Origin of the sequence: Sphingomonas sp. BK036, from assembly GCF_004216825.1 — a bacterium.
Lineage (GTDB): Bacteria > Pseudomonadota > Alphaproteobacteria > Sphingomonadales > Sphingomonadaceae > Sphingomonas.
In genome coordinates, this window is sequence record NZ_SGXR01000003.1 from 1,057,125 (window position 1) to 1,071,812 (window position 14,688).

At 66.8% G+C, this 14,688-nt stretch carries 11 protein-coding genes; 3 read left to right on the top strand and 8 right to left on the bottom strand.

Going from position 1 to position 14,688, the window contains the following annotated elements:
* Window positions 1-63 precede the first annotated feature (63 nt).
* The 8 genes from EV283_RS04930 to EV283_RS04965 form a co-directional block, all read right to left on the bottom strand.
* Window positions 64-585, bottom strand: a complete 522-nt coding sequence (locus tag EV283_RS04930) for a hypothetical protein (protein ID WP_130323120.1) — start codon at window positions 583-585, stop codon at window positions 64-66.
* A 107-nt stretch (window positions 586-692) separates the two neighbouring features.
* On the bottom strand, window positions 693-1,349 hold the full coding sequence (locus tag EV283_RS04935; protein WP_107956625.1) for an SOS response-associated peptidase family protein: 657 nt from the start codon (window positions 1,347-1,349) through the stop codon (window positions 693-695).
* Between the two features lie 3 nt (window positions 1,350-1,352).
* Window positions 1,353-1,688 (bottom strand): hypothetical protein, encoded by a 336-nt coding sequence (locus EV283_RS04940; RefSeq protein WP_130323122.1) that lies wholly within the window; start codon window positions 1,686-1,688, stop codon window positions 1,353-1,355.
* Between the two features lie 104 nt (window positions 1,689-1,792).
* Complete coding sequence (locus tag EV283_RS04945) at window positions 1,793-2,380, bottom strand: TetR/AcrR family transcriptional regulator (protein ID WP_162236992.1); 588 nt, start codon at window positions 2,378-2,380, stop codon at window positions 1,793-1,795.
* Window positions 2,381-2,481: 101 nt separating this feature from the next.
* Window positions 2,482-3,753 (bottom strand): D-arabinono-1,4-lactone oxidase, encoded by a 1,272-nt coding sequence (locus EV283_RS04950; RefSeq protein ID WP_130323124.1) that lies wholly within the window; start codon window positions 3,751-3,753, stop codon window positions 2,482-2,484.
* Window positions 3,750-4,916 (bottom strand): MFS transporter, encoded by a 1,167-nt coding sequence (locus EV283_RS04955; protein WP_130323126.1) that lies wholly within the window; start codon window positions 4,914-4,916, stop codon window positions 3,750-3,752. Before EV283_RS04955 ends, EV283_RS04950 begins: the two co-directional genes overlap by 4 nt.
* A complete protein-coding gene (locus EV283_RS04960) occupies window positions 4,913-7,171 on the bottom strand; it encodes a TonB-dependent receptor (RefSeq protein ID WP_165391692.1) in 2,259 nt (752 codons plus the stop codon). Before EV283_RS04960 ends, EV283_RS04955 begins: the two co-directional genes overlap by 4 nt.
* Before the next feature lie 69 nt (window positions 7,172-7,240).
* The gene (locus EV283_RS04965) at window positions 7,241-8,476 is read right to left on the bottom strand and encodes an amino acid deaminase/aldolase (RefSeq protein WP_130323130.1); all 1,236 of its coding nucleotides are present in this window, start codon (window positions 8,474-8,476) and stop codon (window positions 7,241-7,243) included.
* A 170-nt stretch (window positions 8,477-8,646) separates the two neighbouring features.
* Here EV283_RS04965 and EV283_RS04970 point away from each other — a divergent pair, with 170 nt between their 5' ends.
* From EV283_RS04970 to EV283_RS04980, 3 genes are all read left to right on the top strand, one after another.
* Entirely contained in the window at window positions 8,647-10,071 is a 1,425-nt protein-coding gene (locus tag EV283_RS04970) for a coniferyl aldehyde dehydrogenase (protein WP_130323132.1), read from the top strand.
* Window positions 10,072-10,640: 569 nt separating this feature from the next.
* Complete coding sequence (locus EV283_RS04975) at window positions 10,641-13,835, top strand: TonB-dependent receptor (protein WP_130323134.1); 3,195 nt, start codon at window positions 10,641-10,643, stop codon at window positions 13,833-13,835.
* Window positions 13,836-13,966: 131 nt separating this feature from the next.
* A complete protein-coding gene (locus tag EV283_RS04980; RefSeq protein ID WP_130323136.1) occupies window positions 13,967-14,686 on the top strand; it encodes a SapC family protein in 720 nt (239 codons plus the stop codon).
* Window positions 14,687-14,688: the final 2 nt, after the last annotated feature.

Here is a 14,688-nt window from a genome sequence, read left to right on the forward strand (position 1 = left end):
GCGCATGAAAAAAGGCGCCCCCACCGGGAGCGCCCTCTATTATCTCGACCAGATGGCTGGGGGTTATGCGACCGCCACCTTCGTCCGCGTTGCGCTGTGTCCGCCAGCGCGCGCGAGCATGTCCGCGGCGGCTTCGGGCGTGACGTTCGCTGCGCTGGTATCGACCGAGACGAAGACACCGCCCTGGTTGATGCGGCCCTCGTAATAGCTGGCGTCGACCCGGCTGACGCCGTGATCGGTCATGACCTTTTCGAGCCCGCCTACCGCGCCACCGAGCGCCGCGCCGGTGATCGCCGCGCCTGGAATCGCCGCCGATGCGATCGCGCCTGCCGCGACCAGCGGTCCGACGCCCGGGATGGCGAGCGCAGCGATGCCGAGCAACGTCCCGATACCCGCGCCGGCCGCGACCTTGCCGACGAATTCCTGCGTGTCATTGCCGCTGCCGTCGGTCGTCGCGGTCTTGCCGTCATGCTGCGCGACGACGGAAATCGCGCTGTCGTTCACGCCTGCGCTGCGCAGTTCGGCCAGCACGCGTTCCGCGTCGGCATGGGTGTCGAAAACAGCGGATACGAGGTTCGTGCTCATGGTAATTCCTGTCGACGACCGGGTTGCAGATACCCCTTAAAGCCGTGTCGCAGGACGATCGTTCCCCAAAATGAGGGTTAGCGCCGCGGTAACCTCGAATGGGAGACTCAGGCGAGCGGAGCGGCTTGGCGGGTCGGGAACACCGGCCCGCGCACGGTCATGGCCTCGGCACGATAGGGACGCTGGAGCGCCAGGACGTCGTCATAGCTGCCGGTGAGCCAGCGCTCGTGGTCGTCCGGGCGCAGGATCGTGATCATCGCCTTTGGATGGATCGGCGACACCAGCGCGTTCGCGTCGCACGTCACCATCGCGAAATAGCGCTGGTCGTCGACCTGTCGCCAGAAGCCCGCGATCGCGAACACCGGCTGGTCGGTCACCGCAAACCACATCTCGCCCTTGATCGGCTTCTTGCCGTCGCCAAGGTCGGTCGGTTGGCGCGCCCATTCGCAAAACTCGGTCAGCGGGATCAGGCAACGGTTCGCCGGATCGCTCACCAGCGAGCGCCACTGCGGAAGATGGAGCGTACGAACGTTGGTCTGCGCGACCTTGCGACCGGCCTGTTTGGCCTGGCCTGCAAGAACGTCCCATTCCATCACGTCCAGGCCCCGGCGCCCCGCGTCGTTGCGCACGACATAGGCCCGGCCGAAGGGCCGCAGTTCCTGCGGATCGAACCGGTTGTCCATCGGCTTGTCCGCCAACCAGTCCGCGCCGAAATGCTCGATGATCGTCTCGGGTTCGCCGCTGAACCGGGCACGATTACACACCGATCAGCCCTTGAGGCCGCGGCGCTTGATCTCGCCGAGCAGCGCTTCGGCCACCGGATGGCCGACCTCGCCGCCGGACTGCCGATAGGCGTCGGTCAGGTCGGTATCGGAGGCGTTGGTCAAAAGCTCTCGCACGTCCGCGCTGAACTCGTCGACTTCTTCCGCCGCCGCCTCTGCGGCATCCTCGCTGGTGACCAGAGGCTCGTCACCGGGCGCGGGGGCATGCGCCATGACCGCATCCTGCTTGAACAGGTCGAAGGCGTCGGCGGCTTCGTTGCGCTCCTCCAATGCGATTTCGAGGAGGGTGAACAGGTCGAGCGGCGATGCGGTGTTTTCCATCCCCGCAGCCTAAGCCCGGTTCATCCGCCGATGCAATATCGCGTGGCGGCCGGGCGGGCGGGAGCCTGCGGTCCCCGGCGTCGCTGCGAACGGCGGACCGCAACCTAATTCGGCTCGCGATTGGCCTCCAGGACCGCGGTGACCATCGTCTTGAACTGCGCGACGATGCGGTCGGTCAGCGGCGCTTCCAGTGCGAGCGCCAGCCGTACCGCATGGCCCGCGAGTTCGGTGATGAGCAACGCCACCGACAGGATCGCGTCGCGATCGGACGACGACAGCAGGATCATCATCGGCGCGACCATGAAGTCGGCGGTCGCGCGCGTGTCGATCACGTCGAGCCGGCGCAGTTCGAGATCGGCCTGTGCGCCCGCCCAGACCGCGATCGCCTCGGGATGGCTGCGATAATGGCTGACATAGGCGTCGATGATCCGGTCGACCGCCTGCGCGATCGTCGGGCGGCCGGCATGATCCTCGAGCAGCGCGTTGACTTCGCCCCGCAGCAGCGCGCCGACCTTGTCGAGATTGCGCATCACCAGTGCGCGCAGGATTGCGGGCTTGGACGGGAAATATTGGTAGAGCGAACCGATCGAGATGTCCGCGCGGCGCGCCACCTCGCGCATCGCAAGATCCTCGGGGTTTTCGGTGACGAGCAGATCCTGCGCCGCGACGAGGATGGCCTCGCGACGGCGCATGCTGCGCTCCTGCATGGGTAGGCGACGGGGTTCGACCATGGTGGCTGCGCTCTGGCTTACCCTATCGGCAAAGGCAAACCTGCGCTTGCCAATCGACGCGATCACGCACCGATGGCAAACAATTGATCGAAGAAGCAATTCACGAACTTGCCTTCCGGGTCGACGCCGCGCCGTACCCGCAGGAAATCGGACAGGCGGGGATAGAGCCGGGTCGCCCCCTCGAAATCCAGGCTGTGCCGCTTGGCCCAGTGCGGACGGCCGCCGGCACCGCGCAGGATCGCCTCGACCGCCGCGAATTCCTCCTGCCACGGCATGCCGGCATATTGGTGGACCGAGATCGACAGGCACGGCCCGGCGTGGAACGGGCTCAGCCAGATGTCGTCGGCGGCGACGGTGCGGACTTCGAACGGAAAGGCGAGCGGCAGCCGCGCCTGCCGGACGTAGCGGAGCGCTTCGCGCAAAGTCGCCAACCCGTCGGCGCGCGGCACCTCATATTCCATCTCCTCGAAGCGCACGGTCCGATCCTGCGCGAAGATACGATAGGCCGGGCCGACGCGTCGCTTGGGACCGCCGATCGCGCGCATCATCCCGCGCTGGAGCGTCGGGATCAGCGCGGGCGCGCGGCGGGAGATGTTGCAGGCGACGCGAAACGCGCCCTCGTTGACGTCGTTCGCGTGGCGATACGGGCCTTCGGGTTCGACCGGATGGAGCCGCTTGAGGATGACGTGATCGGCATATGGGAAGACCCAGAATTCCATATGCCGCGATGCTGCGGTCAGGTCGTCGAACCGGTCGAGCACCATGTCGAGCGGCCAGCGTTCGACGCGTTCCTCGAGATGATAGGCGGGCAACACCGCAATGCGCATCGCCACCACGATGCCGAGCAGGCCCAGGCCGAGACGCTGCGCCTGGAAGAGCTCCGGCTCGGTCTGCGCGTCGCAGGTGACGAGCGTGCCGTCGGCGCGCATCAGGCGGACGCCGGTCACCTGCGTCGAGATGCTGCCGAGCGTCTCGCCGGTGCCGTGCGTACCGGTGCCGGCGGCCCCCGCGAGCGACTGCGGATTGACGTCGCCCTGGTTGTAGAGCGACAGCCCTTCGGCCCAGAGCGCGTCGGTCAGTCGCGCGAGACTCCAGCCTGCGGGGGCCCAGACCGAGCGGCGATCCGCGGCGACCTCGATCCCGCCTTCGAGATCGGCGAGCGAGATCAGCGTCCCCTCGGTCTGGCACAGCGGCATGAAGGAATGCCCTGCCCCGACCATCCGGACCTGCCGCGCGCTGGCGACAACCTTGGCCAGTTCGTCGAGCCCGCGGGGTTTGGCGAGCGTGGCGGGATGCGCGACGACGCTGCCCGACCAGTTGGTCCATAGGGTCATGATCGGTCTTTCGAGTGCGCGGCGAATGCGGGGCGGTCCGCGCGCCGGAGAACGGGAAGCAGCAGCACGATTCCGCCGGTGACGAGAAGCAGCCCGGTGCCGAGCGTAAGGCAACCGCGGACATCGGCATCGCTGACGGTCAGCGACGCCACCGTCGGGCCGGTCGCGCAACCGAGCAGCAGCGCCGCCGATCCCAGCATCGCGGCACGGTGCGTCGGATCGACATCGATCAGCAGCCGGGTGAAATACGGGCTCGCAAACGCCCACAGCATGCCGAAGCCGATCGCGGTCGCCAGAAAGACTCTCGCCCCCGGCAGTGTCGCGAAGATCGCCGACGCCGCGACCAGCACTGCGATCGACCCGAGCAGGACGACGCGGCATGGCCAGCGCTGCACCGTGGCCGCGCCGAGCACGCCGCCCACGACCTGTCCCGCCAGCGCAAGCACGATCGCCAGTCCGCCGGTGTCGGCGGACAGTCCGGCCTGGCGTGCGAGCGGTTCGAGATAGATCCAGATGCCGAGGATGCCCGCGAAGAAGCAGAACGCCGCCGCGAGCGCCAGCCAGCCTGACACATCGGGAAGCCCCATGCCCTGTTCCCCGACGAAGCGCGCCAGTCGCGTCGGCGTCCACAGCGCGACGATCGCCACCGGCACCCCCAGCGCGGAAATCGTGAGGAATCCCGCCGCCGCGCCGTGCTTCTGCGCGACCAGTCCACCGATCAGTGCCGCGCACGCGAGCTGCGCCACGGTCTGGATGGTGAGATAGAAGCCCGCCTGCCGCGCGGGCTGTGCCGACCGGACGATCATCGCGGTCACCAGCGCGATCAGCACGCCGCTCGGCGCGCCGGCCAGCGCACGCAGCAGGGTGACGGTCCCGCCGGTCGCGCGGGTGGTCGCGACGTCGAGGATCATGATCGCCACGACGCTGCCCAAGGCGAGCAGCCGCGGCGACACGCGCTCGACCAGGAACCCGGCCGCGCCCGCGGCAAGGCCCATCGTCACCAGCTCAGCCGTGGCGGCGAGCCCGAGCTGCGCCGCGGTCAGATGCCCCTCCGCGACGAGCGTGCCGAGCAGCAGCGGCGCAAGGCCCGCCATCAGGATGCCGTACACCCCGACGACGAAAGCGGCGACATAGGCCGAGCGGGTCGTGCCGCTCGCGGTCATCGATAGTTCGCCCGCAGCGACAGGCCCCAGGTCCGCGGCCGGCCGACGACGACGGCGTCGAAGCCGAGCGCGGGCAGCGGCGTGATGTCGGAGATGACCGGCACGTCGAAGATGTTGCGGACCCACAAAGCGATCTCGTAGCGGTCCTTGGCGAACTGCCACCCGAGCCGCCCGTCGACGAACGCGCGCGCGCGGTCGCCCAGCCGGGCGTCGTTGCTCGTGTCGAAGAAGACCTTGCTGCGATAGGAGACGTCGGCGCGGGCGATCACCGCGCCGGTGCCGATCGGCCTGCGATACTCCGCGCTGCCCTGGACGCTGACCTTTGGCGCCGAGGGCAAGCGATTGCCCGAATAATCCGCGCCCTGCGAGATGAAGTCGCGATAGGTCGCGCTGAGCAGCGAGGTCGAGGCGCTGAGATTGAGCCCGTCGACCGGTCGCGCGGTCAGTTCGAGTTCGGCACCGTAGATCCGCGCTGCCGACGCGTTGGTGAACAGCTGCGTGGTGATCAGCCCCTGCACCACCGACGTGTAGACCTGCAGATCGCTGTAATCGTAGTAGAAGGCGGACAGGTTGAGCCCGAGGCGTCGATCGAGCCACTGCGTCTTGGCACCGACTTCGTACGCGTCGACTGTCTCGTCCTTGTAGGGGCCGATCAGCGATGGATCCTGCGCGAAACCACTGAAGAAGCCGCCGCTCTTGGTCCCGCGATTATAGCTCGCATAGACGTTGGCGGAGTCGGTGAACCGATATTGCAGCCCGGCACGCCCTGACCAGGACCCGAACGTCTTCGTGTCGGCGAAGGTAAACAGCGCGATCGCTCCCGCCGCCGCCTCGGCGCGATAGTCGAAGCGTTTGCGGTCGGCGGAATAGCGCAGCCCGCCGGTCAGCGTCAGCCGCGGCGTCACGTCGAAATCCACCTGGCCGAAACCGGCATAGCTGTTCGTCACCTGCCGCGACGGCCAGGCAAAGTCCCCGATCCCCGCGGCAAGATCGACCCCGCTCGGATTGTCGGGCGTGGGAGCGCGCAGGACCGGCAGCACGTCGAGCGACGAGTCGTTGCGGATCAGATCGTGCGCATAATAGACGCCGGCGACATAGCGCAGCCGGTCGTGACCGTTCGACTGGAGCCGAAGCTCCTGGCTGAACGTGTCCTGCCGGGTGATATAGGAGGCGGCGATAACCGGCACCGGGCTGGCGTCGGTATCCTCCTGGTCGTTGCGGCTGGCGTGCTGGAATCCGGTCACCGCGATCAGGCTGACCGGGCCGAGATCGAGCGACAGCGTGTTGCCGGTGCCGAACAGGCTGACCCGGTCCCGCCCCTCGAAACTATACGCGCCTTCGTACAGATTGCGGCTGGTGTTGGCGTAGCCGAGGATGTTGGTGCACTGACCCGAGGTGTAGAAGGCGGGCGTGCACAGCCCGTCGGCGCCGGTCGCCGCCGCAGTCTGCGGGATCAGCGTGCGCGCATAGGCCTGAAGCGATCCGCCGGTCGAACGGCTCGCATTGACGGTGAGGTCGTCGGTGATCGTGCTCGACGGCGTGAAATGCGCGCTGCCCCGCAGCGCCCAGCGGTCGACATTGTTGCCGCGGTCGCCGGTCAGCGTGTCGCGCATATAGCCGTCGTCGCGCTGATAGAGGCCGGCGATGCGCACTGCCAGCAGGTCGGTCGCGACCGGCGCGCTGATCCCGCCCTGCAGCGTCACCGCGTTGAACCGGCCATAATCGAGCGACAGATCGGCTTCGGGCGTATTGCCCGGCTGGCGAGTCGTGACGTTGATCGCACCCCCCGTCGTGTTGCGGCCGTACAGCGTGCCCTGCGGTCCGCGCAGCACCTCGACCTGTCCCAGATCGAAGAACGCGTCGCGCTGTGCGAGCGTCGAAGCGACATAGACGCCGTTGACGTAGATCCCGACCGCGCTCGCCGTCGCCGGGTTGAAGTCGTTGAGGCCGACGCCGCGGATGAAGATGCGCGGGTTGGCGCCATTGTCCGCCGAGCGGATCTGGAGCCCGGGAACGCGGCCCGACAGGTCGAGCACGTCGGCGATGCGGCGTTCGCGCAGATCGTCGCCGGTGATCGCGGTGACGGCAATCGGCACGTCTTGGAGGCGTTCGGATCGGCGCTGCGCGGTGACGACGATATCGCCGTCGGCGACCGCGGGGGGCTGGTCGGCGGCGGTCTGCTGCGCGTGCGCCTCGGCCGACATGGCGCGCGCGGCGAGGACTACACTATGGTGCAAGACAGACCGTTTCATCATCGTCATCCCCTTTTTTGCGTTGGCGTCAGTCCTCGCGGGTTCGGTCGACGGCCCGCCTGTGTTTGAAGGTCAGAAGAAGCAGTGTCCGTCGCCGCGATAGGTCGCGACTCGGTCGACGATCGCGTTGCCGCGAACGAGCAGCAGCGTGTCGAACCGCTCGCACAGCTCGCCGGCCTTGGCGTGGCGGAAGAAGACCGGCGCGCCGAGCGGCAGCGCGTCGGCGGTGTCGAGCCGGACGGGCGTCTGCACCTCGCCGCCGCCCTCGTTCTCGATCAGCGTCGCCCCGGTCGGCAGCCACGGCTTGGGCAGGCGATCCGGACCGATCGGGCCGGACGCGGGATAGCCGCCGCCCGCACAGGTGACGATCCCCGGCGCCGGGCGACGCGTCACCGGCAGCGCAAACCCCGCCGCGGGCTCGCCGAGAGTGACGGCATAATGGTCGAACAACCCCGGCAGATAGAAGCCCGATCCCGCCGCCAGCTCGGTGACGCTCGGATCGCGCGCGGTGCTCTCGAAACTGCCCGTGCCGCCGCCGTTGACGAAGCGCAGCCGATGCCCCGCGGCGGTGAGCGCCGCGACGATCGCGCCGCGCCGCCGATGGACGTCGCGGATCGATCGCGCCTTCAGCGTCCGGATGATGCGGTTGCGCACCGCCTGGCCGGGAACCGCGTCGTTGAGCCCGGCGATCTGCCCCTCATAGCCCATCACGCCGTCGAGCCGGAGATGCGGCCGTCGTGCGATCGCCGCAGCCAGCGCGAGTGCCGCCTCGGCCGTCGCGACCGGCGACCGATAGACCCCGAAGTGCAGGCCCGGAAAGCGGGTCGAGGCATCCATGTCGATCGCCAGGGGCAGCGTCGTCCCCGCCGCGGCCGCGCAACGGTCGATGACCTCGAGCTGGTCGGCATGATCGACCATCAGCGTGATCGAGGCACCGCCGTACACCGCCGCCGCGACAAGCGCGATCTCGCTGGGCTCGACCGTCGGATAGGCGATAACGAGATCGTCGAATCCCTGCGACGCCAGCCACGCCGCCTCGGCGGGCGAGAAACACAGCAAGCCCTGCAAATAGGGAAAACGGTCGAGCAAATAGCGGAGCATCGCGACCGAGCGGATCGACTTGGTGACGAGGCGGACGGGAACGCCCTGCGCCCGCGCGCCCAGTCGTTCGCCGTTGCGGTCGATCGCATCGAGATCGACGAACGCGGCAGGAAGCCGCAGCCCCGACAGCGCGGTTGCGAAGCGCCGATAAGGATCGAGAGTCGACGCACCAGCGCTTGCTGTCGGCACCGTGTCGCGGTTGACCATCGTCCTGCTCCCCATCGTTCCACCGACCTCTTTGGCGAGTCGATGCGATCATCCTATCAGCGTTTGTGATCCTCGCTATACCTAAATATGATCATCGCTCTTGTTATGCGATTTGGCGCGCAATAGGATCTCGGGACGTCGCCGACGCGACCCTGATCGAGAGGATTGCCATGACCCCCGACCTGCAGGCGTTGCAAACTGCGTTCGATCGTCAACATCGCGCCTCGCGGGACCAGACCGCGGCGAGTGCGCCGGTCCGTCAGGCGCTGCTGGATACGCTGCGCGGGGTACTGATCGACGGGCGCGCCGCGCTGGTGCGCGCGATTTCAGACGATTTCGGCGGACGGTCGCAGGCAGAAACGGATATCCTCGAGATCGTGCCGCTCGTGACGGCGATCGGCCACACGCGGTCGCGTCTGACGCGGTGGATGCGCGACGCCCCGCGCCGCGTCGACCTCAGCCTGCAACCGGGTCGCGCCTGGGTGCGGTACGAACCGCTCGGCGTCGTCGGCGTGATCGCGCCGTGGAACTACCCGCTGTTCCTGACGCTCGGGCCCGCGATCGACGCGCTGGCCGCGGGCAACCGCGTGCTGATCAAGCCGTCCGAAGCATCCCCCGCCTTCGCCGCCGTCCTCGCGCGTCTGGTGGCCGAGCGGTTCGACGCCGACCGCCTGACCGTCGTGCCGGGCGACGTCGCGGTGTCGCAGGCGCTGTCGGGACTGCCGCTCGATCACCTCGTCTTCACCGGATCGACCAATGTCGGTCGCCATATCCTGCGCGCCGCCGCCGACCATCTGACGCCAGTGACGCTCGAGCTGGGGGGCAAGTCGCCGGCGATCGTCGCCCCCGATTTCGCGATCGACCGCGCCGCCAGGTCGATCGCCTTTGGTCGCTATCTGAACGCCGGCCAGACCTGCGTCGCGCCCGATTACGCGCTAGTCCCGGCAGCCTCGGCACGACACTTTGCCGACTCCGTGCTGTCGGCAGCGTTCCAGCGCTATCGGACGATCGAGGGCAATGGCGACTACAGCAACATCATCGACGCGCGGCACCATCGGCGACTGGTCGACGCGATCGAGGAGGCGCGGCGCGGCGGCGGCGAAATCCTCACGCATCCGTCGGCGCCACCCACCGGGCACCGTATCGCCCCGACGGTCGTGCTCGGCGCGCCCGACGACTGCATACTGATGCGCGAGGAGATCTTCGGCCCGGTCCTGCCGGTAAAGCCCTATGCTACGCTCGACTCGGCGCTGGCGTTCGTCCGTGCGCGCCCGCGCCCGCTCGCGCTATATTGCTTCGCCGATGGCGCCGCGATGCAGCGCAGGATCCTCGACGGCGCGACGTCGGGCGGCGTCACGATCAACAGCACGTTGCTCCACGTCGCGCAGCACAGCCTGCCCTTTGGCGGGATCGGCGCCAGCGGCATGGGCGCGTATCACGGCCATGACGGCTTCCTCCGGTTCAGTCACGCGCGCGCCGTGCACAAGGCCGGACCGATCACCATGTTCGAACGCCTCGGGCCGCCATGGGGGACGACCGCGCGACTGACGATGCGCCTGCTCGCAGGGCTGAAGCCGATCGGTGACACCCGGTGAAGGTCGCGGGCGAGGCTGTGCGGTTCGTTGGAACGCGTTGCGCCACCGCCTTGGGGAATCCCCAGCTCCCGGCGCAGCGCCGCGACCAAAGTTGGCGATCGCTATAGAGCGGCGGGAACGACGTACGCGACCGCGGCGCTTCCATGACGGCCCCGCCCTGTACCGCTACCACACTCTTCAACGAAGAAGCGCCGTATCGGACGACAAGATGAACACCAACCGTCCGCGGCCTATCGACTCAGACTAGATAGCGCTCTTTACGTGGATCAATCACGGTCGCGCCATAATAGTGCCCGCGATGTCACACGTTGCAAATGTTCGTAGGAAATCGCGAAGGGCCCCACTGCTGCCTCGTAGAAGCCGAGCAGCAAGGTTACGGCTAAAATCATGGAATCAAACACGCTTTTCTCGCCCCTACGATTAACCCAAATAACTTTCAGTTAAAGCGCAGGTCGCCCCCCATGTTTCCGATGTTGACACTGCCCCGCCCAATGGTAGCCTTATCATACGCGGCAACGACCGTGTGCATTCCGGTCTGATTAGGGCGGCCGGGTATCGGGGGAGGATTTATGATCACAGTTCCGCGCGCGCTCGCGCATTCGGTATCGACCATCGCGGTCATGGCAGGCCTCGCGGCATCGAGCGCCGCCATCGCGCAGTCGGGCACCGCGCCAACCGGCCAGGTCGATCAATCCATCGCCGTGCAGCCGTCCGGCCAATCGACGGCGGCCCCCTCCGGGACACCCGGTGACAGCACGGCCGGCACGACCGAGGATATCGTCGTCACCGGGATCCGGGCCAGTCTCAATCGCGCAATCGACATCAAGCGCAATTCCGCAGGCGTCGTCGACGCGATCTCGGCCGAGGATATCGGCAAGTTCCCCGACACCAACCTGGCGGAATCGCTGCAGCGGATCACCGGCGTGTCGATCACGCGCGCCAATGGCGAAGGCTCTCAGGTCGCGGTCCGCGGGTTCAGCGGCGGCTTCAACCTCGTGACGCTGAACGGTCGCCAGCTCGCCTCGACGAGCATCGATACCAGCACCGGCAACGCGTTCGCGGTCGGCACCGGCCGCTCGTTCGATTTCCAGAACCTCGCATCCGAGGGCGTCGCCACGCTCGAGGTCTACAAGACCGGGCGGGCGAACATCCCGTCGGGCGGCATCGGCGCGGCGATCAACGTCGTCACCCGCCACCCGCTCGATGCGCGCGAGGACGGCCTGTCGGGTTCGATCGGCGCCAAGGCGCTGTATGACACCTCGGTGGAGAATGCCGAGGCCAACCTCAAAAAGGTCACGCCCGAACTGTCGGGTCTGATCAACTGGAAGAATCCGAGCGAAACCTTCGGCGTCAACGTCTTCGGCAGCTACCAGCTGCGCGAATCGACGTCGGTCCAGTCCAATCCGAACTATTGGAACATCGTGCCGGTGGCCGATGTCCTGGCGCGCAACGGCGTGTACACGGATGCGGCGACCAAGATCACGAACTCGCCAACCACGCCCTATGTGCAGATCCCGAACGACAGCCGGTACCAGTTCTCAGAGAACCGTCGCGAGCGGCTCAATGGCCAGGCGAACATCCAGTTCAAGCCGACCGACCGTCTCGAGATCACGATCGACGGCCTGTATGCCCGGAACAAGCTGAGCGACGAGCGCAGCGAGCAGACCAACTGGTTCCAGCGGCCCTTCACCGAAATCACGTTCGACGACAACAAGCAGATGCAGTCCGCCGTGATCCTGGCGGAGTCGAAGCAGGCGGACAAGGGATACGAGCAGCAGCGCTTCGCTACGAAGACCGAATTGTACTCGTTCGGCGGCAATCTGAAGTGGAACTTCACCGACGCCCTGTCGCTGAAGCTCGACGCGAACCATTCGAAATCGACCACCGATCCGGACAATGCGAACGGCACGTCGGCAACGACGATCTCGATCGGCGCCCCGGTCCGCGCGACGCACAAGGTCGACTTCACCAGCGGCTTCCCGCAACAGTCGGAAACGCTGAACGACTGCAACGCCACCAACGGCGGCCGCGGCGGCAATTGCAACAACATCCTCGACATCGGCGACATGGGTACGCAGATCGCTCGCGAGATCTTCTCGGAGCAGGAATCGCGGGTCAATCAGTTCAACGCGGAACTGGGCTGGGATCTGGGCAATGAGAGCCGCTTCGTGTTCGGCGGCAACTATGTCGATGCGAAGACCCGCTCGGCCAGTTCCAACACGCAGCAGTTGCTGGGCGACTGGGGCATCACCGACACCGGGCTCGTCAGCCAGCTCGCGGGCGATCTCGTCAGCACCTATTGCCTGACCTGCAAATTCGACAAGTTCGATCCGGCGTCGACCGGTTCGGCACTGGTCGCGTTCCGCGGGGACGCGGTCGACCTGCTCAACGTCTTCTCGCCTTATTACGCGAACGTCCCCGGGCGTGGCCGGGTCCTGGTGGGATCGACGGACGATACGGTCGGCGAGAAGACTTGGGCGGTCTATGGCCAGCTGAACTGGACCGGCGACATTGGCGGGCGCCGTGCGAACGCGCTGATCGGCGCGCGGTACGAGCAGACCAGGGTCAATTCGCTGGCACTCCAGTCGATCCCGACTGCGCTCGAATGGCAGTCGGACAACGACTTCGCGGTCCTCGGCGGCGCCGCCGGCGGCGCGGTGAACGTCAAGGCGAAGTACGACAACCTGCTGCCCTCGCTCGACTTCAACATCGAGGTGCTCGACAATGTGGTCGCGCGCACCTCGTTCAGCCGGACGCTCGCGCGGGCCGACTATGGCAATCTGTTCGCCTCGGTCTCGGCGAACGCACCGAACCGCCCAACGGCGCTCGGCGCGGGCGCAGCGCCTGCATCGCGCCAGAATCCGGGGCTGTTGCCGCTGGTGTCGGACAATTTCGACGTGTCGGTCGAATGGTACTATAAGCCAACCAGCTTCGTGTCGGTCGGCTTCTTCAACAAGAACGTGCGCAACTTCGTCGGCAACCAGGTGTCGAGCGGCAATTTGTTCGGGCTGCGCGATCCGGGGTCGGGCGCAGTAGGGTCGCGGTCGGGTACGGCGCTGGACTATCTCCGCTCCAACGGAATCGCCCAGACCGACGAAAACCTGTTCGCCTATACCGCGCTGCTCCAGCAGAATGCGGGTAACAGGGCAGCGGCGACGGCAGCCTTTCAGGGCGCGCTCGACCCGGCCACGGGTAAGCTCAACGGTGCGTTCTACAACAAGCTCGCGCTCGACGTGAACCTGGTCGGCGACTCCAACGATCCGCTCGTCAACTTTGCGATCAGCGAGCCGATCAACAACCGCGAGGCCAATATTCACGGCTTCGAAATCGCCTGGACCAACTTCTTCGGCGATACCGGCTTCGGTTTTGCCGCCTCGTACACCAAGGTCAGCGGCGACGTGAACGTGGACCCCTATGCGGATCCGAACGTCAACATCTTCGCACTCACGGGCCTTGGCGACAGCGCCAACCTGACCGCCATCTACGACAAGAACGGTATCTCGGCGCGCGTGTCGTATAACTGGCGCGACAAATATCTCGCCGCGACCAACCAGGGCGTCAACCGCAACCCGCTCTTCACCGCCGCGTTCGGGACCCTGGATGCAAGCCTGAGCTACGACGTCACGAAGGACATCTCGGTCTCGCTCGAGGCAGTCAATCTGACGAGCGAGCCGTTCCGCCAATATGCCCGCACCGAGACCAACCTGGTCTATGTGCAGGAACTCAAGCCCCGCTTCTATCTCGGCGCGCGCTACCGCTTCTGACGACTGCGGGCGTGGATCTCGGTCCACGCCCGACACGCGAGAAGGGCCGCCGCGACGTGCTGCAGCGGCCTTTTTCTTTTGTCGGTCGCCACCGCGCTGATAGAGTTTGTGGAAAAGCGGGACCGGAGCGGATGAACCTCGTACAGATCAACAATATCGACCATGCCGATCTGCGCATAACCCCGCGCGCGGGCGCCGCGTTCGGCGACGCCGCCAATCAGGCGCTGATCTTCCCCGCCGAGTTCGAGCAGGTGCAGCGCGAATTCGCCATCATCTTTCGCCGTCGCGACAAGGGCGTGCAGGCCTATGCGCTGCTGGGCCTCGACCGCGACGAGAATCTCTATCTCGCCGACGACTATTGGACGAGCCGCTATGTGCCCGCCAGTCACCAGCGCGGCCCCTTCTCGATCGGGATGGTGCGCGCACCCGGCGACGACATTGGCGAGCCGATGCTGCAGGTCGATCTCGACGACACGCGCGTCGGCGGTGATGCCGGGCTGCCGCTCTTCCTCGAACATGGCGGCAACACGCCGTACCTCGATCATGTCACCGGCGTGTTGCGCCTGCTGTATGAGGGGATGGACACCGCGCCGGCCGCCTATGCCGCGCTCGACGAGGCCGGGCTCCTGACGCCGGTAACGCTCACCGTCGATGTCAGCGAAGAGCGTCGCTATACGATTCCCGACGTGCTGGTCGTCGACATCGAGCAGATGGCCGCGCTGACGGGCGAACCGCTCGAGCGGCTGCATGCCTCGGGCGTGCTGCGTCTCGCCATCCTCGCCGCGGCATCGCTCGGCAATATCCAGCAGTTGATTGCCCGCAAGCAGCCGCTGCTGAGTGAGATCGGTTGAGC